Below are 23,498 nucleotides of genomic sequence, written 5' to 3' on the forward strand. Positions count from 1 at the left end.
TTCATCTTCCCCCGCGCTGGGAAGAACCAGGTAAACGTGAACCCGCTACACCGAGGACACGTGGCCGTCCGCATCAATGACAAATGACGGATTGTGCACAAAATCCCAGCGGAACCCGTCCGGATCGGCAACGCAGGCGCTCATCCCGCCCCACGGCTGCACGGTAGGAGCCGTAATGGACTGGGCCCCGGCGTCGAGCGCTCGCCGGTAGAGCTGTTCAACTTCCGCATCGGTGTGCACATTGTGCCCCAGCGAAACAGGGGGAGCCTTCTCGCCGTGCCCGATGTCGCCATACTCGTTGGGCATCTGCGTAATGTCCCACAAGGCCAGCATCAAGGAATGCCCGGCGCGGACAAAGGCAATCTCCGGATGGGCTGGCTGCACCAGCTCGAAACCCAGTCCCTCGGTATAGAACCTGGTTGAAACACCGACATCACGCACGCCGAGGGTGATCGCGCTGATGGTCGGCGGGGCCGACTTGTTCATATGACCAGCCTAGGGGGCGTTGACCTCGAATGATAGGTCTAAAATCAGCATGAACGAAACCATTGGCTTCACCGCACTACTTAAGGCTCAAGATTTGTTCGTCCGGCGCGAGCCGTCGCATCCCGGACCCCAGCATGCCCGAAACAGCTGCACGATGAGTACACGCTGTTCACCACTGCGGTGGATGGCAGTTTCCGATACGCGTTGTTCCTAACGAATCAGCAACACTCCAACACGGCCGTGCTGGATCAGAGGCGCCGGACGAGGCGCGGAGTGAGGAATGAATCCGCAACGCAAAAGACACTGGACTGCACAATTTCCCGTACCAGCAGTGGGCGAAGAATCCGTGGTGGATCTGGGGCACTTTTCTTGCCGGTTGGGTCACTGCGTGGCCGCAATTTACTTGGCCTTCATGGGCGTCAAGCGGCGCGGCGGGAGCCTATGAAGCTGCGGGCTGGCTGTTTGCGATCGCTGCGAAGACCGTGAAGCATGCCCGGGCGGATGATGGCTCTGAACGAAAAATTAGGAGTTTCTGAACTGCAATATCGGATGGCTCGCACTCGGAATTTTAGTGGCCCCAAAGCTCCGAATGTTCAAGCCTTGGCAGAGCCAGATCACCGTTGCGAACGTGAACCCGGCGGGTTGGAGCCCCTGCCAGCCCGCTTGGAGATTGAAAGACCCAAGCATAAGGTATCACTGTGTTCAGTGGAAAACACGATGGGGGAGCACAACCTGAGGGACGGATATCTCGCCGCGCCTTCTTTGTGGGGACGCTGCTCACGATTTATCCCTCTGAGGAGGTTAGTGCGGTACTTTCAGACAGTTTCCTGAAATATCTAGGCTGGCTGAATATTTTTCATATATGGTTTTTAAGGTCGAAAAATCCACTTTCAAAAGTTCAATTAATTAGACTATGATATTTCCTAAAGAAAGACCTAACTAGTCGCTTATATCGTCTTGTGTGATCTTGCCGTCCAGCACTTCTTGAACCTCTCTCTCAAGATTCTGATTACCATTCTCGCCTAGCTTATTCATGAAATAGATCGCAGCCTGCTTGAGCTGTTCATTACCAGAGGCTATCGATCTAGCGATAACAATCGGCACAGCGTTTCGAGCGAGATCCCAACTATACCTATCATCATCTTCATTTTTTTCGATGAGCAGCTGCGTCACTTCCAATGCTCCTTGCGGATCAACGTCAGCAGCATCTGCAAGTTGTTTACCTAGCAGGCAGCGCCCACTCGCCAGGTCGGAATCGAGCACTATGGCTTCTTTTAGTCGAGGGAGCCACCACGAAATCCTAAATTTTTCGCTCTTCACAAACCAATAGAACTCGTCGAGTTCGTTCTTGTCCTTGGGATGTACTTGGACATGTTGCACTCGAGAATCCCAAAAATCTGCGAACCGGTCCCGTATGCTTTGCTCGACAGACTCGGCGTTCATGAATGACCAAGCTATGCGACCAATGGCTGCCCCTCGAACTTTGGGCTCCGCTAAACTAAAGAATGCTTCACATACTGGATCGTTAGAATTCTTATGACCGCGAATGAAAGCGGAAACCGCCCACTCGCCAATGTGCTGCATCGGGTCAGACTGCCCCTTCCAGCCTGATATGAGCGGCTCGCGCAAGCTGATAGCCGCAAGCATGGCCGGGGCTAGAAGCTCATATAATTCTATGTGATAATGATGAATCATTATTGCAGTGGTCAATGCGATTTGCTGAGATGATGAAATACCATTGGCCGACCCGAAATAATCTTCAATTCTAGGCTTTATCCAGTCGGGGTCGATTGTCAATAATCGCCCTAATTCTTGGCCAATGATCGCTCTCGAAGCGCCTCGCCTATCCACTCGCTCCAATTCGCGTTCAAGAGCTAGCTTTGAACTGTTGTACCAGCTCGTATCTTGACCATGGAGGACTAAGTTGAGCAGTCCTCGTACACGAGTCGGCCACTGCCAATTAAGTGAGATGGTAAGTGGATCCATGCTACTACTGGACTCATCAGCGTCGTATTTATCCCAAGCACTATCACTATCTGCCTCATTTATCAGCAAATCAGCAAAGAGTTGTTGCGCCTCAGTCGGGATTTCGAGATTCTCGCGTTTCTGGGCAAGTTCTTCGAGAAGATTCACAGCGGCTCTTTTTGCACCAAGTAGGTCAACATCGTCGTCGAAATCCCGGCCTTCCGGGGGGAACGGCGATGCGTTGCTGTGAATCAGTATCTTGCAGATAAGGTTCGCTGCGTAATGCCATTCGAGAGAGATGCCGGCTTTTATGGCGGCTTCCCAGCCCTGGAGGATCGCTCGAAGGTAGGTGGGTCGCAATCTATTCACGAGATCGTCGACTCCGTTGATGGCCCTCGGGTTCGTTGTAATGAGTGAGGAGAGTTCCCGTCCTTGGCCTTCATGAGACGGTCTCGGCCCCCACTCCTCACCAGTATCATGCCAAGTTGAAAGATGCGCCACAAGTTCAGCAGAGCTCATGACAGACATCTCGTCCTGAGAAATTGGGCTGTTCGGTCCGCTCCAACTAGTCACTCTCGTCATAGGAGTAAGAGGTGATTCGATGACTCCTCGCTTTGTGTCAAGTTCTTGCAGTAGAGGCTTGAGAGTGGATGGTATAGATTCGCTGCCAATAGCAGAAAGCCATCGATGCCTCCAAGTGTCAACCACTTCTTCAACTCGTGTGTCAAGATCTTCGAGGGTTTCGCTCTCATCTGACCGCAGACGATCTCGCAGTTGTTCCCGGTTGCCAGGAGGACCAGAAAGTATGAACTCAGTGAGTGACTCTAGGGCAGCAGGTCTGTGCAGTGCTACTTCACGTGCAAGCTCTGCGAATTCAATTCGAAACGAGTCATTTTGAAACTTCCTGTCGGCCACAAGCAACGCGGCAACGGCGATTAAGTGATTGGTTTCAGCGCTGGGTACAGAACTCAAATTTCGAAGCGCATCCATAGTTGCATGAAGGGTGATCTTGCAGGACAAAATCATGGGGCTCTTAGCGAGCACAACGACTGTAGCTCTCGGATTTCGTATCATCGCGCTAGAAGCTAGATCTCGCACTGCGTCGATTAGAGAATGCTCAATAGACGGATAGTGGTCACCCCTTTCACGGATCGACTCGCGCGAAATGTCTGTAATATCGTACGTATCGGTAAAACGTTTCGTATGACGTTCGAACTCTTCCAACCATGGCAGAACAGTCTTTAGGCCTTCGTCTCCCAAAGCCTCAACAACGCGTGGCAGGCCATCCTGGTACCAATATTCGTCAAGCCCGAACGCTGGTTTGTGAGGGTTTTCCGATTCTACGGGGCGGAACAAGAAATTAGCCATCGCCTTACCTGCCTTTAGCTCGCCACCCTGCAGTAAGTTGACAACGAAACCAACCATATCGCGCGGGTCTACCCGCCAACCGAAACCACCTTCTTTCCAAGACTTCACCATCGGAAAGAGGCGTACCGCTTCGGTTGTCTGGATGGTTGCGCCAATTGCGAATACAGCTCTCCGTACCCAGGCGTTGTTGCTATCAGCAAGCTTAAGTAGAACATCTACAACCGGCTTGGGTGAAGCTGATGCAACACGAATAAGATAATCGATTTCCGGCCAATAATGGTCTTTTAAAAAACCATCATTTGTCTTTTCTGGCTCTGGCGGATCGCTGAACATGCCAACTTTTGCGAGCGGCTCCACCCATAGCGGATTCTTAAGACCTTCGAAGAACGCCCGACGTAGTGAAGGCGTCGGGATACGGCGCAGAACCTCATTTACCTGTTCAGGAGTGGGTTTCTTATACTCTGCCATTGTTAGCTTCCCTCATCGATATTGTTGATCACAGACAGTAAGTCCTCGATTGCACGCAGGTTTTCAAAGAAGAAGGCGCCTCTCACTTCGATGACATCCTCAACAATCCGAACCTTTGCTAGGAGCTCGTTGTTGCTTGGGAGCACTCTGTCATGATCGTAATTACGATCAAGGTGGGTCCAGCTTAAGAAAAACTGGTAGACATCTATCCACTGGGTGATCGCCGGATGTTTCGCATCTACGTCTCCGGTCATTAGTGCCGCAGTATTAGCGCGGTTACGGCCCTCCTCTTTGATAACCGTACTGACGAGACTTTCAAGCACTCGGGCAACCGCGCGAGGAACTGGCACGAGATCTTGTTCAACACCTAAGTCGGCATCGGGATGAGCCGCGAGCAGTCCAGGAAGTAGCTTCAACAAAGAACTTGACGATGGATTCGGCCGGGGAATTGAAATGTCCGACATTACGGCTGGGAGACCGGCCATCAACTCGCGCATGCAATGACAAACCGTTGAGATTCGTGCGGACTCGCAGCCAGAGATGGCTTCTTGGGCAATCATGACCAAAGCCATTCTGTACATGCCTGCTAATTTTGGACCCCGGTTTATGAGCGTATCTAAAACTCGTCTCTGACGTTCATCCATCGCTCAACTGCCTTCTACGATTCGTGACAACGAGAGCATAACTCTTGGAGTTCCAGCCAAGGATGAAGACGATGATTCTGTGCAATGTCGTGCGATCATTTTCTCATAGTTAGACGTACCGTCTGGTTTCATGCGTATCAACTCTCGACTTAGCTACACATAAAACAAATTCTAAGTTATCGAAGAACGTGCAGCTTGAAGCTATGTACCGCCATTGTGGGTTCGATTCCATTCCCGCTTTATTCAAAATAATGCGCTTCGGAGGGGCAAAATCACTAAATCATTGATTTCTAAACAGCGGCTGCAATGTCGAGTATAGCTCTTGTTCGGTACGTGTTGGCCGCGAGTGCTGGTCCAAATATTGAATTAACCTTGATGTTTTATGAAACAGCCTGGAAAATCAACGCACTAGCCCGGCGCTTTCATCTTGAATGTACAGGCCGCTGAGACTCAGGATTTCTTCGAGGCTCGGTGGGCCTTCACGTATTGAACGTGATGAAGCTGGCTTGGTGCGACAGCCTGCAGACGTCGAGGTCCACGTCCTCGAAAAATTGACGGTCCCCGAATTCACCTCGGTCAGAAACAGCCCTTCTGTTCAGGCTGTGGCGACTCCTTGGTGCCACCGCAGATGCAAGGCAAGGCAGGCATCGTCAATTACGGTGAACAACTCAGATTTCAAAGCATGTTCAGAGACCAGCGACCGTGTTTGCGTGCCGCTGCGCACCAGTTTCCCGGCGATGCTGAACAGTCAGTACCACCATCGCTTGAGCCTCCTGCCTCGTACCCAGGGGCATCGCAACCAGTTGCATCCAGGCAAGCAGAATCATGGCCAACGCTGCCAGCAGTGTCCGAGCCTGATTCGCAGCGTATTCCCAATACGGCAACTTATTGAATCCCGAATGCCTCGGGGAATTGATACTGTTCTCGCACCGCACCCGGGCCTGAAGCCGGCGTTCCAACTCCGGAATCACGTAATACGGAGAAATCGTCAAGCGCGCGGTGATCCTGTGCTCGTCATAATCAAACAACGTGTCTTTCGCGCCGGAGTGCAGGGACTGGGCTCGTACGTAGGCTCTGGTACTCGGTGGGTAATCATTCAGCTTCAGCATTGCGGTGGCATACACCACCGACACATCCGGTAGCAGCTTGCCTCGTCGATAAGTCGCTGGTTCCCAGTACTTCTTCGCGCTCATCTACCCGAGTTCCTGTTCTTCGATGACAGTCAAGGAATACGAGGTGCTGAACTGAATTTCTAGCGAGTAGAGAAGGTTGAGGAATTCTCATGAAGCACCGCAGGCTTCAGAAATGCACCAGGACCAATTCACATTGCAGTGTTCTGTCCTCTTGGGCGAGATCATCCGGCAAGACTGCCAAAATCCACCAGAGGACCTCGATATGAACTTTCGCCGAGTTCGCGCCTTTGTTACCCAGGTGCAGGAGCGCTGCCAAGATTTCGCCAGTGCCGCAGATTCGGCTGTAATCCAGACTGTCAACCATCGGCGCGAAGCCATATCCTCCTTTGAAATTTCCGGCTGCCGCTTGTTTCTCTAAGTGGTATTGGAGCAGCGTTGCGTCGATCTCGATGATCAGTGGCTTAAGCCGGATGGCGCGTTTGGCGGGATTCTGCTTGCCTACAGCGTTCCAGAGCTTCGTGCGCAAGGTTTGCTCATCGTTTGGTATCCGTAGGCGAAGGCCTCGGGCATGGTTTTGAACCGTCCCATGAGCTGGCTGACAGTGGCTTCGGAGATAGCGGGTCGGAGACACGCCTGCGCTGATGCGTCAGATGTCTATCTCGCAGCCGTCGGCCAGCAAGAGCATCAGGCGGATGCGTCTCTGCGTTCGGGGGCGAACTAGGAGAACTGGAATTCGCGCAAGGCCCGGACGTCCAGTGCGTTAAGCAAGTTGCCGATGGTGGACAGCCCGGCGCGCGGGATCAGCTGCTGACCGGTGAGTTCTACTCGTGGCACGGGGTAACCCAGCGTAGGATAGATTATCGAAAAGATGCTCCTTGAATAAGGTTGATTAGAAGCTTAGACACTCCTATTGTCCAAAGTCCGGCTCGCCTTTTCGATTTAGTGGCTGTTATTGACGTGACCGACATGAAACCGCTGGGTTGGTCGCTGGCATGCTTCGTTTGGTCGGTGATTCATCTGGAATCGCAGAAAGTTTATCGACCCGCTACAGGTAGATCCACTGCTCATTGCGCGGCGAAGACAGATCGCGCTCACGCTGGGCACGGAACTCTTGATCGATACTGCGCGGCGTGTGATGGTTGCGCTGTTCACTGCTGGGGATGCGGCGCAAGCCAAGCCTCCCGGCAGAAACTGACGACCTTGATGCTGGATGGTTTTTCATGCTCGGTTCTCCTTGAGCCTGCGGCAGCTCGCCCTCTGCAGACACCACGTCCGCAGATTCCCTCGCCGCCGCTTCGATCTGAGAATTTGCGCTCGCCGGTTCGCTGATCCAGCGATCCGGGTGCGGGATGCCGCGCACATGCCGTGAGCACCAGGCGGCGACGGTTGCAACGATCACCAGGGAGCTGAAGAACACCAGCGTCGGCCCCATGCCCAGCCATTGCAGGCCGAGCCCGGTGAAAAACGGCGCCAGCGGCAAAGCCGACAGGGCCATGAACAAGATCAGGGAGTTGGCGCGTCCTGCCATCTCCCGCGGCACCACTGCCATGAAATAGCCTCCGACCGACGCGTTTAGCGCCGGAACACTCAGGTAGGCGATCAGCAGCATGGCGCCCAGCCAGATCAGGTTGGTGTTGAATCCCATGAGCAGCATCGCGCCGCCCAGAACGCTCAAGCAGCTGCAGGCAAGCACCCCGCTCCGGAACTTCTCGATCAGGCATCCGGCGAACAGCGAGCCGGCGAACATGCCCAGCCCCATGGAGGTGGATACCAAGCCGATCACCCAGGGGGTTTCGCCGCGTTGCTGCAATCCGTAGATCAACGTCGTGTTCAGCCCGTTGGTTCCGATATTGATGACGGTGATCAGGATCAGCAGGCTGCGCAGCTGCGGCCTGGCGAAACACCACCGCATGCCTGCCGCGATGCCGGGGGAGACCGGTGCGCTGCCGGCAGGCGAATTTTCCACGGGCTTGGAGTCGGCCTCTGCCGCGCGCAACGGCCCGCGCAGTGCGAACCCCGAGGCGGCGGCGAGTAGCTGCAGGAAACTGACGGCAAGCAGGGCAAATGCCGCGCCCAGTCCGAGCAGGAGTCCGCCCAGCGGGGCGGCTCCCAGCATGAGCACCGAATCGCGCCCCTGGTTTGAGGCCATGGCTCGTCCCAGTTGCTTGGGATGGACCACGTCCTTCAGCGCAGCATTCGTGACCGTGCCGAAGTAGCCTCCGCGCAGTTCCATGAGCAAGTGGGCGACGCACAGCACCGCGACGCTCAGTGACCCGCTGATGCTGGCCACTGCCAGTGCCGAGGTGAGCGCCGCACCGCAAATCCCTCCGAGGAGCATCATGCGCGCCCGGTCGGAACGGTCGGCCACGGAGCCGCCGAGCAGCGTCAGGCTGGCCCGCGCGGCCAGACCCACGGCGGCCAGCGTGCCCGCCTGCACCGGCGAACCAGTCAGCGCCAGCAGGATCAGCGGCAGCACGAAGGCGTAGATGCCGCCGGCCAGCAGGGCCGTGGTGTCGGCGACCCACCAGATGCGGTAGCTGCGCTGGTGGCGCAACGCCGGCAGCCGCTGTGCGCCGGCGTCGGCCGTCTGCGACTGAAGCAGGGGAGTCTGGTCCGTGGTCATGCACCAACCATAGACCTGCAAATAAAGTTGCGCAATAGAACTTGCGCAATTTTATTTGAGCAATTGCTATGCTGAATCCATGACTCAAGCTCAGTCGAACGTCACGTTCACCACGCCCATGCTCAAGGCCATGGCCAACCCGCTGCGCCGGCAGATTTTCGATGCGCTGGCGGCCATGCGCACCGGGCGCGCCTCGGATATCGGCGAGCTGCTGGGCCTTGCCCCGAACAAGGTCAGTTTCCACCTGCGCGAGCTGGCCAAGGCCGAGATGATCGAGGAGGCTCCCGAGCTGGCGCGCGACAAGCGCGACCGCGTCTGGCGCCCGGCCGCCACCGGCTACACCACCGGCCAGCCCGCCGACCGCACCGAGGATGGCTCGGCTACCGCCATGAACGCCTACCTCGGGCAGGTCATCCATGACGAGCAGCGCCGCCTCGAAGCCACCTTGGCCCACGCCCAGCGCTGGTACGACAGCGGCGAGGCCAGGGCTGACCTGGCGCAGCTGAGCACCAGCAACCTGATGCTCACTGAGGACGAGCGCCAGGAGCTGCAGCGCCGGTTGGATGCGGTGATCCCGGCTTTCCGCGAGGACCAGAAGAACGGGAAGATCGCCAGCTCGCAGCCGGCCTCCGAGCGCAAGCTGTGGCACTATTCGGGGCTGTTGTCGGCCGATGAGCTGTTGAACGGGTCACACTCGGGCGGACAAACGGCACAAAAGCCGAAGTGAACCGGTTGCGCAGCGCAATGCTGAACTAAACTGGGTTCTGGCTGGCTGTGGCCAAGGTATGCCACAAGCTATGAAGCCATCACAGATTGAAAGGTAGAACCCGATCTCATGAGCGAGCAGCTGACTCTCACCATCGACGGCGAGCAGGTACAGGTGGACGCGGGAACGACTGGTTTGCAGTTCTTCGCCAAGGACAAAGACGTTGTAGTCATGCACGTCGACGGCGTACTGCGAGACCTGTCCCGCGAACTCGAAGCCGGAACCACTGTCACCCAGGTAACCATCGCCGATCCTGAGGGTCTGGAGGTGTTGCGCCACTCGACCGCCCACGTGATGGCCCAGGCGGTGCAGCAGCTGCGTCCCGATGCCAAGCTCGGCATCGGCCCGTACATCACCGACGGCTTCTACTTCGACTTCGATGTCGCTGAGCCGTTCACTCCCGAAGATCTGAAGCAGCTGGAAAAGATGATGCTCAAGATCGTCAACCAGAACCAGCTCTTCTCCCGCCGCGAGGTTTCCCCGGAGGAGGCCAAGGCCGAGATGGCCAACGAGCCGTACAAGTGCGAGCTGCTGGCCAAGGCTGATTCGGCCGACACCTCCGGCGAGGGCGTGACCGTCGAGGTCGCCGCCGGCGAAACCACCATCTACGACAATGTGGACCGCAAGTCCGGCGAAACGCTCTGGAAGGACCTGTGCCGGGGCCCGCACCTGCCGAACACCAAGCTGATCAAGAACGCCTTCTCGCTGACCCGTTCGGCCGCCGCCTACTGGCTGGGCAGTGAAAAGAACAAGCAGCTGCAGCGCATCTACGGCACCGCCTGGCCGACCAAGGAGGACCTCAAGGCCTACCAGGAGCGCCTGGCCGAGGCCGAGCGCCGCGACCACCGCAAGCTGGGCGCCGAGCTGGATCTGTTCTCCTTCCCTGACGAGCTGGGCTCCGGCCTGCCGGTGTTCCACCCCAAGGGCGGCATCATCAAGCGCGAGATGGAAGACTACGTGCGCGACCGCCACGTGGAAGAGGGCTTCCAGTACGTGGGCACCCCGCACATCTCCAAGGACGGGCTGTTCCACACCTCGGGCCACCTGCCGTACTACGCGGACACCATGTTCCCGGCGCTGCACATCGATGAAGAGCGCGATGAAGACGGCAACATCACCAAGCAGGGCCAGGAATACCGCCTGAAGGCCATGAACTGCCCGATGCACAACCTGATCTTCCGCGGCCGCGGACGTTCCTACCGCGAACTGCCGCTGCGCCTGTTCGAGTTCGGCCACGTCTACCGCTACGAGAAGTCCGGTGTGGTCCATGGCCTGACCCGCGTGCGCGGTTTCGCTCAGGACGACTCGCACTCCTACGTCACCAAGGAGCAGGCCCCCTCCGAGGTCGAGCACCTGCTGAACTTCATGCTGTCCCTGCTCAAGGACTTCGGCATGGACGACTTCTACCTGGAGCTGTCCACCCGCGATCCCGAGTCGGACAAGTTCATCGGCTCCGACGAGCAGTGGGAGGAAGCCACCGCGGTGCTGGAGCGCGTTGCCACCGAAACCGGCGTCGAACTGGTCGCCGATCCGGGCGGCGCCGCGTTCTACGGCCCGAAGATCTCGGTCCAGGCCAAGGACGCCATCGGCCGCACCTGGCAGATGGGCACCGTGCAGTACGACTTCAATCAACCGGCACGCTTCGGCTTGGAGTACCAGGCAGCCGACGGCTCCCGCCAGGAGCCGGTGATGATCCACGCCGCCAAGTTCGGCTCGATCGAACGCTTCCTGGGTGTGCTCACCGAGCACTACGCCGGCGCCTTCCCGGCCTGGCTTGCCCCGGTGCAGGTTCGCGCCATCCCGGTTGCCGAGGCCTTCAACGACTACCTCGCCGAGGTCGTCGCGAAGCTCAAGGCTCAGGGTGTGCGTGTGGAGCTGGATGACTCCTCGGACCGCTTCCCGAAGAAGATCCGCAACGCGTCCAAGGAAAAGATCCCGTTCGTGCTCATCGCTGGCGGCGAGGATGCCGAAGCCAACGCGGTCTCCTTCCGCTTCCGCGACGGCAGCCAGGACAACCAGGTTCCTGTTGACGAGGCGGTTGCCCGCATCGTCGAAGCCATCAAGAGCCGCGACAACAACAACTAAGCACACCGGAATAGGGAGTCCACCAGCATGCAGTATCCGCAGGACGCACAGGTCACCGACGACTTCGAACTCGCCGGCGTGCCCGACTCGTTCCAACGCTTGTGGACTCCCTACCGGATGGCCTACATCAAGGGCGGCCAGGACCAGGTCAAGGACGAGGCGAGCTGCCCCTTCTGCGCTGGTCCGCACCGCACCGACAGCGAGGCGCTGATCGTGCACCGTGGGGAAACCTGCTTCGTGATCCTGAACCTGTTCCCGTACAACCCGGGCCACCTGCTGATCTGCCCGTACCGCCACGTGCCGAACTACACCGACATCACGCTGGAGGAGACCGCTGAAATGGCGGCCCTGGCGCAGAAGTCGATGCGTGTGCTGCGCGCGGTGTCCAACCCGGCCGGCTTCAACCTGGGCATGAACCAGGGCGAGGCAGGGGGAGCTGGCATCGCCGCGCACCTGCACCAGCACGTGGTGCCGCGCTGGAACGGCGACGGGAACTTCTTCCCGATCATCGCCCGCACCAAGGCGATCCCGCAGACCCTCGGCGAGGTGCGCGAAGCCATCGCCGCCGCCTGGCTGGAGGTCGAATAGGCCGAAGGCCGGCTGCAAGCAGGCCTGCAACGTTGAATGAGCGCGCCGCGGCCCGAGAGTGAAATCCCTCGGACCGCGGCGCGCTTTTTGCTGCCCGACAACCGGGGCGCGAGTGATCGACGCCGGATGGAGGGGTGATCGAGTTCGGCAAGTCGGTGCGTGGACGCGGCGAGCCCTGGGGCTTGGCGGATCCACGGGGCGGCGCATCCTGCAGGGACTGGGAAGCGCGCCGGCGAACCGTCGAATTCCGCCAAAATCAAGGGAAAATGACCTCACCGCGTAGCGTCTGCCGCGCTCTTGCGCCCCGGGTGATCCGGGCCAGCTGCGAAAGTCCGCGTGGTTTCGGATCTTCACGACACACAGTTGAACGGTGTTCAAGAAAACTCCGGCATGGGTGTACGGTGTGTAATCAATACACATTGAACACCGTTCAAGGAAGCTGTGGCGGGTAAAAACTCGCGCCCCCGCAGCGCTCCGGAACGGGTTCGCGATCGAAAGGCACCGCCATGACCTTGAACACCGCAGCCGCAGATACCGCCGCACCGGCGGCGCTCGACGCAGACCAGCTCGCCGCCCGCATCGCCGCCGGGCACCGCCTCACCGAGGCCGAGGCGCTGGCGGTGCTGGCCACCCCCGACTTCGCCACGCTGCCGCTGGTCGGCGCCGCCGGCACCCTGCGCCGCAAGCACTTCGGCAACACCGTCAAGGTCAACTACCTGGTCAACCTGAAGTCGGGCCTGTGCCCGGAAGACTGCACCTACTGCTCCCAGCGACTGGGCTCGAAGGCCGAAATCCTGAAGTACACCTGGCTCAAGCCCGACGAGGCAGTCGCCCAGGCCGGCTACGGCATCGCCGGCGGCGCCTCCCGCGTCTGCATGGTCGCCTCTGGCAAGGGCCCCACCGACCGCGACGTGGACCGCGTGGCCACCATGGTCGAGCAGCTCAAGGAAGAGCACCCGCAGGTCGAGGTCTGCGCCTGCCTGGGCATCCTGAAGGACGGGCAGGCCGCGCGGCTCAAGGACGCCGGGGCGGACGCCTACAACCACAACCTGAACACCTCCGAATCGCTCTACCCGGAGATCTGCACCTCGCACAGCTACCAGGACCGGGTGGACACCGTGCAGCAGGCGCAGTCCGCCGGGCTGTCCTCCTGCTCCGGGCTCATCGTGGGCCTCGGCGAAACCCCGGAGCAGCTCGTCGAGGCGGTGTTCGCACTGCGCGAGCTGGGCTCGGATTCCATCCCGGTCAACTTCCTGATGCCCTTCGACGGCACCCCGATGGAGGGAACCTGGCTGCTGACCCCGCTGGCCTGCCTGCGGATCCTGGCCCTGGTGCGCCTGACCTGCCCCGACAAGGAGCTGCGCATCGCCGGCGGCCGCGAAATGCACCTGCGCTCGCTGCAGTCCACCGCGCTGGAGGTCGCCAACTCGATTTTCCTGGGCGACTACCTCACCAGCGAAGGCCAGGGCGCGGCCAAGGACCTGGACATGATCGCCGACGCCGGCTTCGTGGTCCTGGGCCAGGAGGCCTCCAGCCCGGCCGAGGTGGCTCGCCGCCTGCAGCACGCGGCCCACGCGGCCTCCGCCCACGAAGCCCCGGCCGGCGGTTGCGCCAGCGGCTGCGGCACCGGATGCGGCAGTGCCGCCACCGGCTGCGGACCGAGCGCCGCGCGCGAACCGGTGCTGCGCCGCCGCGGCGCCGGAACCCAGCAGGGACCGAACGCATGAGCACCGCAACCGGCCTGCTGAGCAGGGACGCCGGGCTGCTCTGGCACCCCTACGCGCCGCTGCATGCCGGAGCGCTCTACGCGGTGAGCGAGGCCGGCGGGGCCGAGCTCACGCTGCGCGATGCCCGCGGCGCCGAACATCGGGTCATCGACGGCATGGCCTCCTGGTGGTCCATGGTGCACGGCTACCGCAACCCGGTGCTGGACGCCGCCGCGCATGCGCAGATCGATACATTCAGCCACGTGATGTTCGGCGGGCTGACCCATGAACCCGCCATCGAGCTGGCCGAACGGCTGGTCGGGCTCGCTCCGGAAGGACTGCGCCACGTGTTCCTGGCCGACTCCGGATCCATCAGCGTCGAGGTAGCGCTCAAGCTCACCCTGCAGTACCAGGACGCTTGCGGACGGCCCGAACGCCGCCGCTTCCTGGCCCTGCGCGGGGGCTACCACGGAGACACCTTCGCCGCCATGAGCGTGTGCGACCCGGTCGACGGCATGCACGCCGCCTTCGCCCCGCTGGCGAGCGAGCAGCTGTTCCTGCCGCGCCCGCCCGCCGCCGAGCGCACCATCGCCGGGGACTGGCTCTGCGACGAGGACGAACTGGAGCTCTGGGCAGCCCGGGCCCGCCGGCTGGCCGCCGAACACGCCGCAGAGCTGGCCGGCATCATCTGCGAACCTCTGCTGCAGGGCGCCGGCGGCATGTTCATCTACCCGCCGCGGGTGCTGCAGGTGCTGCGCGAGATCGCCGACGAGCACCGGATGCTGCTGATCGTTGACGAGATCGCCACCGGCTTCGGGCGCACCGGCAAGCTCTTCGCCGTGGAGCACGCAGGCATCGAGCCGGACATCATGTGCGTGGGCAAGGCGCTGACCGGCGGCTACCTGTCCCTGGCCGCGATGCTCTGCACCAACAAGATCGCCCGGGCGCTGGCCTCGGGCGGAGCCACCGCCGGATCCGCGCTGCTGCACGGTCCCACCTTCATGGGAAACCCGCTGGCCTGCGCCGTGGCCTGCGCCTCGCTGGACCTGCTCGCCGGCCCCGGCGCGGCCGATTCCGAACCTGCGCCGTGGCAGGCCCAGGTGGCCCGGCTTGAACGCGGGCTGAACAGCTCGCTGGCCGGCGCCCGGAAGCTGCCGGCCGTGCGGCAGGTGCGGGTACTCGGCGGGGTCGGGGTGATCCAGCTGCACGAACCGGTCAAGGTCGCGGAGGTGACCCGCGCCGCCGTTGCATGCGGCGCCTGGGTGCGCCCGTTCCGCGACCTGGTCTACGTGATGCCGCCGTACATCTGCACCGACGGGCAGCTGCAGACCCTGGGCACGGCCCTGACCGGCGCGGTATCGGAGGTCCACGGTGGCTGAACTGACGCTCGCTCCTGCGACCACGGCCTGGGAAGGCTGGCTGCGCGGACGCTCAGCGGTGCGCGCCAAGCGGGACATGCGACGCACCGACAGCGCACGCTCCACCCGCTACGACCTGGCCTCCAACGACTACCTGGGCCTGGGTGCGCACCCGGTGGTGCGCACCGGGGCCATCAACGCGCTGTGCATCGCTGGCGCCGGCGCTTCGGCCAGCCGGGTCGCCTCCGGCACTTGGGAAATCCACCGCGAGCTGGAAACCGCCCTGTGCAGCTACACCGGCCGTTCGCAGGCGCTGGTGTTCTCCAGCGGCTACACCGCGAACCTCGGGGTGCTCGGCGCGCTGGGCGGACCGGGCAGCCTGTTCCTGCTCGACGCCCACGCCCACGCCAGCCTTCTCGACGGGTCCAAGCTCTCCGGCGCCGCCTGGCACAGCTTCGAGCACAACAACCTGGACGCCGCCGAGCAGCTGCTGCGCGCCAACCGCGACGCCGCGGCCCCCAAGCCGCGCGTGGTGCTCGTTCTCGAATCGCTCTACTCGGTGCTCGGCGACGCCGCACCGCTGGAGCAGGCTGCCGCGTTGTGCGCCGAGTACGGGGCGGTGCTGCTGGTCGACGAGGCGCATTCGCTGGCGACGGTGCCCGGTGGATCCGCCGTGCGCGCGGCGGGACTGGAGCAGACCGGACACGTGCTGGCCACCGCCACCTTGTCCAAGGCGCTGGGCGCCCAGGGCGGCGCGGTGCTGCTCGGCGGAGACGACGCCGAACTGTGGCGCGAGCACCTGCTGAACACCGCCCGCACCTTCATCTTCGACACCGCGCTGGCCCCGGCCGCCGCGGGCGCGGCGCTGGCCGCGCTGGGCCTGGCCACCGACGAGCGGATCGCGCAACTGGCGGCCAACACCCGGCTGATCCGCGACACCCTGTCCGCCGAGCCGCGGCTGGCCGACCGTATTGAAGCCTCGGCGGGCCCCGTGCAGTCGGTGCGCATGAACACTCCCGCGCAGGCCGCGGCCGCCGCGGCGCTGCTGCGCGACCGCGGCTACGCAGTGAACTGCTTCCGCCCGCCCAGCGTGCCCGACGGCGTGTCCCGGCTGCGGCTGACCGCCCACGCGCACCACCATCCCGACACCCTGGCCGCCGCGCTGCGCAGCGTCATCGGCGCCATCCTGGAGGTTGAAGCATGAGCTGCCCCTACGCCGGAACCCTGTCGGCAGCGTCCGGCGCACCCCTGGCCCGGCCGCTGCAGGAGGTCTTGCCGAATGCGGTAACCGGACGCTACCGCAGCATCGAAGACCCTGCGACGGTCCGCGAAATCCTGCGCCGCGCAGAGGACTTCACCCCGGCCAACGCGCTGCATGCAGCGGTCGAACTGGCTCCTGCCACGCTGCGCATCCTGGCCCGCGGACGCTTCGCGCTGCCGCCGGTGCTCGCCAGCGCCACCGGCCCCGAACACCTGGCCGTGCGCCGGGTGGTCGCCGGCTTCTTCAGCCCCGCCAAGGTCGCCGCGCAGACTCAGTTCATCACCTCACGCACCGGGCAGCTGTGCCGGCAGCTGCGCGAAGAGCTCGATGCCGGAGCGGAGCTGGATTTGGCCGTCGAGCTGGCCGCCGTCATCCCGCCGGAGGTCATGGCCCGCTTGACCGGAACTCCGGTGCCGCCGGTTGAGAAGCTCAAACGATGGAGCCGGGACTCGCTGGAACTGTTCTGGGGCTGGCCTGATGCGCAGCGCCAGCAGGAGCTGGCCCGCAGCGCCGTCGAATACCACGCTTGGCTGCGCGGCACGGTGGCCGATGCCTTGGCGCGAGACGACGAAAACCTCTACGCCGCGCTGCACCGGGCCGGGGTGGACGCCAAACGCATCGTCTCGCTGGCCTACTTCCTGGGCATCGCCGGGCAAGAAACTACCGCAATGCTCATCCAAAGCGCGCTGTTCTGCGCCCTGCACGACGGCGACTGGGCCGACTGCGCCGATCCGGCCACCGGCGACTCCGTCAGTGCCAGGGTAGTGCAGCGGGTGCTCCTGGAAGCGAGCTCGGTCCCCACCTGGCGCCGCATCACCCGGGTCGATACGGAGCTGGACGGTGAACGCTTCGCCCCGGGCGATGAACTGGTGCTGCGCCTGTCCGGCGGCCAACTGGCCGAGTTGGGGGACGATTCCCTGGTCTTCGGCTTCGGGCTGCACCGCTGCTTGGGCGCTGGACTGGCCCGCATGGAAACCGAGGTGGTGCTGCGCACCGCCGCCGAAGCATGGCCCAAACTGGAACTCGTCGACAGCAACCAACCCTGGGGCCATCTGGTTTCCTTCCAATCACCGACTACAGTCCGCGTTCGCCGCGCCACTTTCGAAAGGACCCAGCCATGATCCACGTCATCACCGGAACCGACACCGATGTGGGCAAAACCGTCGCCACCGCCGCCCTGGCCGCCCGGGAGCTTGCCGCCGGACGCCGCGTCGCGGTCTACAAACCCACCCAGACCGGGGTACAGCCAGGGGAGGCCGGCGATGCCCAGAACATCGCCGCCTGGCTCGGGCATCCGACCGGCCTGGTGGTTGCCGAAGGCATCCGGCTGCGCGAGCCCATGGCGCCGGTGGACGCAGCGCTGGTCGAGGGCGGGTCCGCCGCCGTGGCGAAGCTTCCGGTGCTGGCCGACCATCTGGCACGCATCACCCAGCTGGCCGCGGACTACGACACCGTGCTGGTCGAAGGCGCAGGCGGTTTGCTGGTGGAACTCACCGCGGCAGGGGAGAACATCGCGGATCTGGCCCGAGCGCTCGGGGCCGCGCTGGTGGTGGTCTCGCGCCCGGACCTCGGAACCCTGAACCACACCGCACTGACCCTGGAGGCGGCCGTGAACCGCGGATTCGCCTCCGGTACCCTGCTGCTGGGAAGCTACCCCGCGCAGCCGACCGTCCTGCACCGGAGCAACCTGGAGAACCTGCAACAGCTGGCGGCACGGCACGGCTGGCACTGGGCCGGAGCGATGCCCTCCGGCCTGGTCGCAGGTGACACAGGAAAATCCCTGCTCTTCGCGGGAATGGCGCTCACCCAGCTGCGTGCCGCGGCGGTTCGCTGAGACCGGTTGAACCGGGGCGAAACAAGGGACTGAAACCCGTAGGAAAAACCCATTGCCAACTCCTATACACCGGAGTAGCCTCCTATACGTGAGTACAGCCCAGGATGATCTGACCGCACGGGCCAGGTTGCGCGACGCCGCAATCGAGGCCTTCGCCGCGCAGGGATTCGACGAATCCCTGCGGGCCATCGCCGCCCGCGCACAGGTCACCGCCGGGCTGGTGCGGCACCACTTCGGGTCCAAACAGGCATTGCGCGCCGAGTGCGATGCCACGGTACTCGAACGCTACCGCCGGCTGAAGGAAGAGTCCCTGCGCGTCAATCCCGGCCAGGTGCTCAACCACCTGCCTACCTCGCGGGAGAGCGGGGTTCTGTTGCTGTACATCTTGCGCTCCGCGCGCGAGGGCGCGCAGGCCGGAAGGCAGTTCACCGAACAGCTGATCAACGAGGCTCTCGCCCTGCTGGACCAAGCCGTATCCAGCGGCCTGATCGTCCCGAGCCGCAACGAGCCGGCCCGGGCACGTTACCTGATCCTGCAGTCGCTGGGAGCGCTGGTGCTCTACTTTGCGCTGTACCCGCCGAAGGATCCGGAAGACTTTTCCACCGTGGTCAAGGACTACTACGGACAAATCGCCCTGCCCACGCTGGAGCTGTACACCGAAGGGCTGTTCGCCGACCCGGGATACCTCAACGAGTACCTGGCCTCCGACGCAGCGCATATCCCGCCCGCGGGATCCGCGGGAGACACCGTATCCCGGTAAGGAGCACACCATGGCCACCACCATCCCGGCCATTGAAGTGAGCGGACTGACAAAGAACTACGGGCGCACCGCCGCCCTGACGGGCCTGGACCTGCGAGTAGAAACAGGCCAGGTCGCTGGATTCCTCGGGCCGAACGGTTCGGGAAAGTCCACCACCATCCGCATCCTGCTCGGCCTGCTGAAGGCCGATGGGGGAGAAGCACGCATGCTCGGCGCAGACCCCTGGAAAGATGCGGTCGCCCTGCACCGCCGGGTGGCCTATGTCCCCGGCGAAGTGAACCTCTGGCCCAACCTCACCGGCGGGCAGGCCATCAGCATCCTGTCCAAGCTGCACGGCCAGAGTGATGAGCGCCGCCGCGCCGAACTGCTCGAGCGCTTCGATCTGGACCCCACGAAGAAGGCCCGCAGCTACTCCAAGGGCAACCGCCAGAAGGTCGCCCTGGTCGCCGCGCTGTCCTCCGACGCGGAGCTGCTGCTGTTGGACGAGCCGACCTCGGGGCTGGATCCGCTGATGGAGCAGGTTTTCACCTCCTGCATCCGCGAAGCGGCCGCCGAGGGACGCAGCGTGCTGCTTTCCAGCCACATCTTCGCCGAGGTGGAAAAGCTCTGCGACACCGTCACGATCATCCGCGACGGGCAGACCGTGGAAGCCGGCCGCCTGTCCGACCTGCGCCACCTGCAGCGCACCCAGGTCAGCGTGGAGATCTCCGGCAACCCCGCCGAGCTGGCCGCGGTGCCGGGCATCGAGGAGCTGCAGCTGGCCGGCGCCACCGCCAACTTCAGCGTGGATCCGGCGCAGCTTCCGGGTGTGCTGGCGGCACTGGCGGCGCATTCGCCGCGCAACCTCGTCAGCGCCCCGCCCTCGCTGGAGGACCTGTTCCTGCGCCACTACTCCGACGCGCCGGCCCAGCCGGCCGCTGCCCGGGGAGGCGAGCGGTGATGAGCACCGGAACCGCCCGCGGGCGCCATGCGCCGGCCGAGCACCTGGTGCACCCGACCGCCTCGAGGCGCGGCACCGGCACCCTGACCGGGGCCGGCACCGCGGCGCTGTTCATCCTGCGCCGCAACTGGCTTCGCCTGGCCATCTGGGCGCTGGTGCTGGCCTCGATGATCCCGGTGGTCTACGACTCGCAGCAGCAGGCGTTCCCCACGCAGGCCGCGCGCGACGCCTACGCGCAGGTGGCCAACACCCCTGCGGTGGCCGCCATGACCGGCCTGCCCTATGCGGCTGGTTCGCTGGGAGGCATCCTAGTCATCAAGATCTGGATGACGCTCGCGGTGGCACTGGGCTTCGCCGTGGTTTTCCTGGTCACCCGCAACGGCCGGGCCGATGAGGAAGCCGGGCGCACCGAACTGCTGCGCTCCACCGCGCTGGGGCGCCATGCCTACCCGACGGCAAACTATCTGGTTGCCGCGGGACTGTGTGCGGTCACGGGCCTGCTGATCAGCCTGCTGTGCCTGTCGGTGGCGCTGCCGACAAACGGCAGCTGGATCATGGGAGCGTCCATCGCCGGCACCGGCCTTGCTTTCATCGGCCTGGGCGCGATCTGCGGCCAGCTGGCCTCCACCAGCCGTGGGGCGAACTCGCTGGGCGTGGCGTTGATCGGGCTGTTCTACTTCATCCGCGCCGCCGCCGACCTGCAGGCCGACGGGGTCGACCCCACCGCACTGAGCTGGTTCTCGCCCGTCGGCTGGGCGCAGAACATGCGCGCCTTCGGCGAGGACAACTGGTGGCCGCTGCTCGCCCTGGTCGGCCTGGGCCTGGCCGGATGCCTGTTCGCCCTGCGCCTTGAAAGCACCCGCGACCTGGGCGCCGGACTGCTGCCCGAACGCCGGGGTCCCGCCGCGGCCGGCAACTTCACCACTACCGCGCTGGGACTGGCGCTGCGCCTGCAGCGCTCCTCGCTGGTCGGCTGGTTCATCGGAGCAGCCGTCTCGGGCCTGTTTTTCGGCTCCGTGGCGCAGGCCATGAGCTCGCTGCTGGATCCGCAGAACCCGTTCGCCCGCAACTTCGTGGGCACCGGGCACAGCATGCTCGACGGCGTGCTGGGCATCTTCGTGCTCTTCAACGCCCTGCTGGCCGGAGCCTTCGCCATCCAGTGCCTGGGCGCGGCGCGCAGCGAGGAGGAAGGCGGACGGCTGGAGCAGCAGCTGGCAGGCTCCCTGTCCCGCGGTACCTGGCTCGGCGCGCACCTGCTGATCGCCGTGCTCGGCTCCGGGTTCATGCTGGTGCTGGGTGGATACCTTACCGGCGCAGCCTCGCAGGGGTCGGCCGATCCCGGACAGCTCGCGGGCGCAGCCCTGGCTTTCTGGCCGGCGGTGCTCTCCATGCTGGGACTGCAGCTGCTGACCTTCGGCTACCTGCCGCGATCCACCACCGCGATCACCTGGGCCGTCTACGGCATTTCGGTGATGGCGGCGATGTTCGGCGGGCTATTCTCGCTGTCGGAAGACGTCATCCGCGCCACGCCGTTCGGTGCCATCCCGAGGGTTCCGGCAGAGGACTTCAGCTGGACCCCGCCGGCGGTGCTGCTGCTGATTTCACTGGCACTCGGAGCTGCGGGCATGGCCCGATTCAACCGCCGCGACGTGCTGACGAACTAGCCTGCCGGGACCGGCCGGCCCACCAGTGCACCGAGCTGGGCGGCCGACCGGCCCGCCAAGCTGTCCCACCGCACCAGTCCGGGCAGCGCTTCCAGTGGCACCATGTTGGGCACTCCGACGGTGCACAGCCCAGCCGCCAGGGCGGAGCGCACTCCGGGCGGCGAATCCTCGACGGCGACCATGGCACGGGCTGCCTCCTGCGGCAGCTCGTGCCTCCGGCACAGCTGCTGCACTGCCAGCAGGTACGGTTCCGGATCGGGTTTGCCGCGCCGCACCATTTCGCCGGTCACCACCACGTCGAAGGTATCCGGCGGCAGCGCATCGAGCAGCACCTTGGCCAGCGGGCCGCGGCTCATCGTGACCAGCGCGCAGGGGACACCCAAGGAGTCCAGCTCCTGCAACAGCCGTCTGGCGCCCGGCCGCCACGGGATTTCGGCCCGGGTGCGGGCCGCCACCTCGCCGATCAGCGTACCGATCAGCTCGTCGGCAGGCAGCGGAACTCCGAGCTGCTGGAAAAACGCGGCCGAATCCGGCAGTGCGCTGCCGACCAGCGCATGCGCCTGCTCCTGGGTCCACGCAATCGAGTAGCGGCCGAGCAGTTCGCACTGCGCCAGGAACCAGTAGGGTTCGGTGTCGACCAGCGTCCCGTCCATGTCCCACAGCACCGCGCGTGGAAGTTCCTGGTTCATTCGGTGATTCCCTCCATCGCGTCGGGGGCCACGTGCACCCGGACGCCCAGTGTTTTCAGCTGGCCCAGGAAGTCCGCCGGCGCCAGCGCATCGGTGATCAGGTCGTCGACGTTGTCCCACCCGCCAAGGCGGTGCATGGAGCTCTGGCCGAGCTTGCTCGAATCCATGAGCAACACCCTGCGCCGCGCCGAGCGCAGCATCGCCATCTTCAACTCGACGATCGCCTCCTCCTGGTGGTAGAAGCCATCGGCATCGGCGGTGCTGGTGGAAACGAAGGCCATGTCGACGCGCAGCTCCTGCACTGCACGCACCGCAGCCAGCCCCAGGAACGACTCGTGGCTGTGGTCATAGGTTCCGCCGATGGCCCGCACCTCAGCGGCACCGGCCGCGGCCAGCGTGTTGAGCAATGGCAGGTAGTTCGTCGAAATGCCAAGCCCGTCGATGTTGGCGACTGCCGGCGCCATGAATGCCACGGTGGTCGAGTCGTCAAGGAAAAGCGACTGCCCCGGAGTGAGCAAACCAGCCGCGCACTGCGCCAGACGCTGCTTGCTCTCGGTCGCGATGTTGCGCCGCAGCGAGGCGGCGATCTCATGGTTCCCCGTGCGGGCAACGGAGACGCCGCCGTGGAATTTGCGCACCATCCCGCGGCGTTGCAGCTCGTCGAGGTCGCGGTGGATGGTCATGACGGAAACGTCGAAACGAGCCGCGAGGGATTGCGCCGAGCTCTTTTCATCGTCCAGTAGCAACTGGAGAATTTCTTCAAGCCGCTGTGGCCGGGTTCCGGTCTTAGGTGTGCTCATGGCCTGCCTTTCAGGGGTTTATAACAACTTACCCCATCCAGTGATTTCACTTAAAAATAGTTATGAACCCTAAATGAACTTCGCCTGAAATTGGCTTGTCACCTTCATGTCGTGCAGATTGACCGACGGGCGCGATGTTGAACAAAAATGTAAGACTGCCCTGTAAATATGCGAATTCCTGCAATTTGAGTAAATGCATTTGTGATCTGAATCGCATGGAATGGGTGAGTTGACCGCCTGTGGGCCGAGTGAAACTATCGTTCTCGAGTACGTGAAATCTCAAGAAGTCATGTGAAATTTGAGAGGCATGAGAATGACGGTTCTCGAAACCGACCGAACGTCGCCCACCGCTGGCGCAAC

At 63.0% G+C, this 23,498-nt stretch carries 19 protein-coding genes; 11 read left to right on the top strand and 8 right to left on the bottom strand.

The window, feature by feature from the left end; translation table 11 throughout:
* Positions 1–45: 45 nt before the first annotated feature.
* From DFO58_RS04475 to DFO58_RS04500, 6 genes are all read right to left on the bottom strand, one after another.
* Entirely contained in the window at positions 46–486 is a 441-nt protein-coding gene (locus DFO58_RS04475; RefSeq protein ID WP_047119220.1) for a VOC family protein, read from the bottom strand.
* A 939-nt stretch (positions 487–1,425) separates the two neighbouring features.
* Complete coding sequence (locus DFO58_RS18115; protein ID WP_147407183.1) at positions 1,426–4,287, bottom strand: hypothetical protein; 2,862 nt, start codon at positions 4,285–4,287, stop codon at positions 1,426–1,428.
* Between the two features lie 2 nt (positions 4,288–4,289).
* Positions 4,290–4,931, bottom strand: a complete 642-nt coding sequence (locus DFO58_RS18120) for a hypothetical protein (protein ID WP_147407184.1) — start codon at positions 4,929–4,931, stop codon at positions 4,290–4,292.
* Positions 4,932–5,617: 686 nt separating this feature from the next.
* The gene (locus tag DFO58_RS04490) at positions 5,618–6,124 is read right to left on the bottom strand and encodes a transposase (protein ID WP_120989387.1); all 507 of its coding nucleotides are present in this window, start codon (positions 6,122–6,124) and stop codon (positions 5,618–5,620) included.
* 106 nt (positions 6,125–6,230) lie between these two features.
* Positions 6,231–6,590 (bottom strand): hypothetical protein, encoded by a 360-nt coding sequence (locus DFO58_RS04495; protein ID WP_120989388.1) that lies wholly within the window; start codon positions 6,588–6,590, stop codon positions 6,231–6,233.
* 519 nt (positions 6,591–7,109) lie between these two features.
* Positions 7,110–8,687, bottom strand: coding sequence for an MFS transporter (locus DFO58_RS04500; protein WP_120989389.1), 1,578 nt, complete (start codon positions 8,685–8,687; stop codon positions 7,110–7,112).
* 79 nt (positions 8,688–8,766) lie between these two features.
* On the opposite strand from DFO58_RS04500, the gene DFO58_RS04505 reads away from it, so the two are divergent.
* From DFO58_RS04505 to DFO58_RS04555, 11 genes are all read left to right on the top strand, one after another.
* Positions 8,767–9,414 (top strand): helix-turn-helix domain-containing protein, encoded by a 648-nt coding sequence (locus tag DFO58_RS04505; protein ID WP_120989390.1) that lies wholly within the window; start codon positions 8,767–8,769, stop codon positions 9,412–9,414.
* Positions 9,415–9,522: 108 nt separating this feature from the next.
* On the top strand, positions 9,523–11,538 hold the full coding sequence (thrS, locus tag DFO58_RS04510; RefSeq protein ID WP_120989391.1) for a threonine--tRNA ligase: 2,016 nt from the start codon (positions 9,523–9,525) through the stop codon (positions 11,536–11,538).
* Between the two features lie 27 nt (positions 11,539–11,565).
* The gene (locus DFO58_RS04515; RefSeq protein ID WP_053798199.1) at positions 11,566–12,126 is read left to right on the top strand and encodes an HIT domain-containing protein; all 561 of its coding nucleotides are present in this window, start codon (positions 11,566–11,568) and stop codon (positions 12,124–12,126) included.
* Positions 12,127–12,632: 506 nt separating this feature from the next.
* On the top strand, positions 12,633–13,853 hold the full coding sequence (bioB, locus tag DFO58_RS04520) for a biotin synthase BioB (RefSeq protein ID WP_120989392.1): 1,221 nt from the start codon (positions 12,633–12,635) through the stop codon (positions 13,851–13,853).
* The gene (gene bioA / locus DFO58_RS04525; protein WP_120989393.1) at positions 13,850–15,211 is read left to right on the top strand and encodes an adenosylmethionine--8-amino-7-oxononanoate transaminase; all 1,362 of its coding nucleotides are present in this window, start codon (positions 13,850–13,852) and stop codon (positions 15,209–15,211) included. The genes bioB and bioA overlap by 4 nt, the downstream gene beginning before the upstream one ends.
* Complete coding sequence (locus DFO58_RS04530) at positions 15,204–16,394, top strand: aminotransferase class I/II-fold pyridoxal phosphate-dependent enzyme (protein WP_286163483.1); 1,191 nt, start codon at positions 15,204–15,206, stop codon at positions 16,392–16,394. The genes bioA and DFO58_RS04530 overlap by 8 nt, the downstream gene beginning before the upstream one ends.
* A complete protein-coding gene (locus tag DFO58_RS04535; protein ID WP_047119213.1) occupies positions 16,391–17,572 on the top strand; it encodes a cytochrome P450 in 1,182 nt (393 codons plus the stop codon). The genes DFO58_RS04530 and DFO58_RS04535 overlap by 4 nt, the downstream gene beginning before the upstream one ends.
* Complete coding sequence (bioD, locus tag DFO58_RS04540; RefSeq protein WP_120989394.1) at positions 17,569–18,285, top strand: dethiobiotin synthase; 717 nt, start codon at positions 17,569–17,571, stop codon at positions 18,283–18,285. The genes DFO58_RS04535 and bioD overlap by 4 nt, the downstream gene beginning before the upstream one ends.
* Before the next feature lie 88 nt (positions 18,286–18,373).
* Entirely contained in the window at positions 18,374–19,045 is a 672-nt protein-coding gene (locus tag DFO58_RS04545; RefSeq protein WP_160309083.1) for a TetR family transcriptional regulator, read from the top strand.
* A gap of 10 nt (positions 19,046–19,055) precedes the next feature.
* On the top strand, positions 19,056–19,985 hold the full coding sequence (locus DFO58_RS04550; RefSeq protein ID WP_113606300.1) for an ABC transporter ATP-binding protein: 930 nt from the start codon (positions 19,056–19,058) through the stop codon (positions 19,983–19,985).
* The gene (locus tag DFO58_RS04555) at positions 19,985–21,649 is read left to right on the top strand and encodes an ABC transporter permease (protein ID WP_120989395.1); all 1,665 of its coding nucleotides are present in this window, start codon (positions 19,985–19,987) and stop codon (positions 21,647–21,649) included. The genes DFO58_RS04550 and DFO58_RS04555 overlap by 1 nt, the downstream gene beginning before the upstream one ends.
* Here the strand turns inward: DFO58_RS04555 and DFO58_RS04560 are convergent.
* Together DFO58_RS04560 and DFO58_RS04565 are read right to left on the bottom strand one after the other, a co-directional pair.
* A complete protein-coding gene (locus DFO58_RS04560; protein WP_120989396.1) occupies positions 21,646–22,338 on the bottom strand; it encodes an HAD family phosphatase in 693 nt (230 codons plus the stop codon). The two genes, DFO58_RS04555 and DFO58_RS04560, sit on opposite strands and share 4 nt — an antisense overlap.
* Complete coding sequence (locus DFO58_RS04565) at positions 22,335–23,138, bottom strand: DeoR/GlpR family DNA-binding transcription regulator (RefSeq protein WP_120989397.1); 804 nt, start codon at positions 23,136–23,138, stop codon at positions 22,335–22,337. Before DFO58_RS04565 ends, DFO58_RS04560 begins: the two co-directional genes overlap by 4 nt.
* Between the last annotated feature and the right edge of the window lie 360 nt (positions 23,139–23,498).

Origin of the sequence: Arthrobacter sp. AG1021, assembly GCF_003633665.1 — a bacterium.
Taxonomy (GTDB): Bacteria; Actinomycetota; Actinomycetes; order Actinomycetales; family Micrococcaceae; genus Glutamicibacter; species Glutamicibacter soli.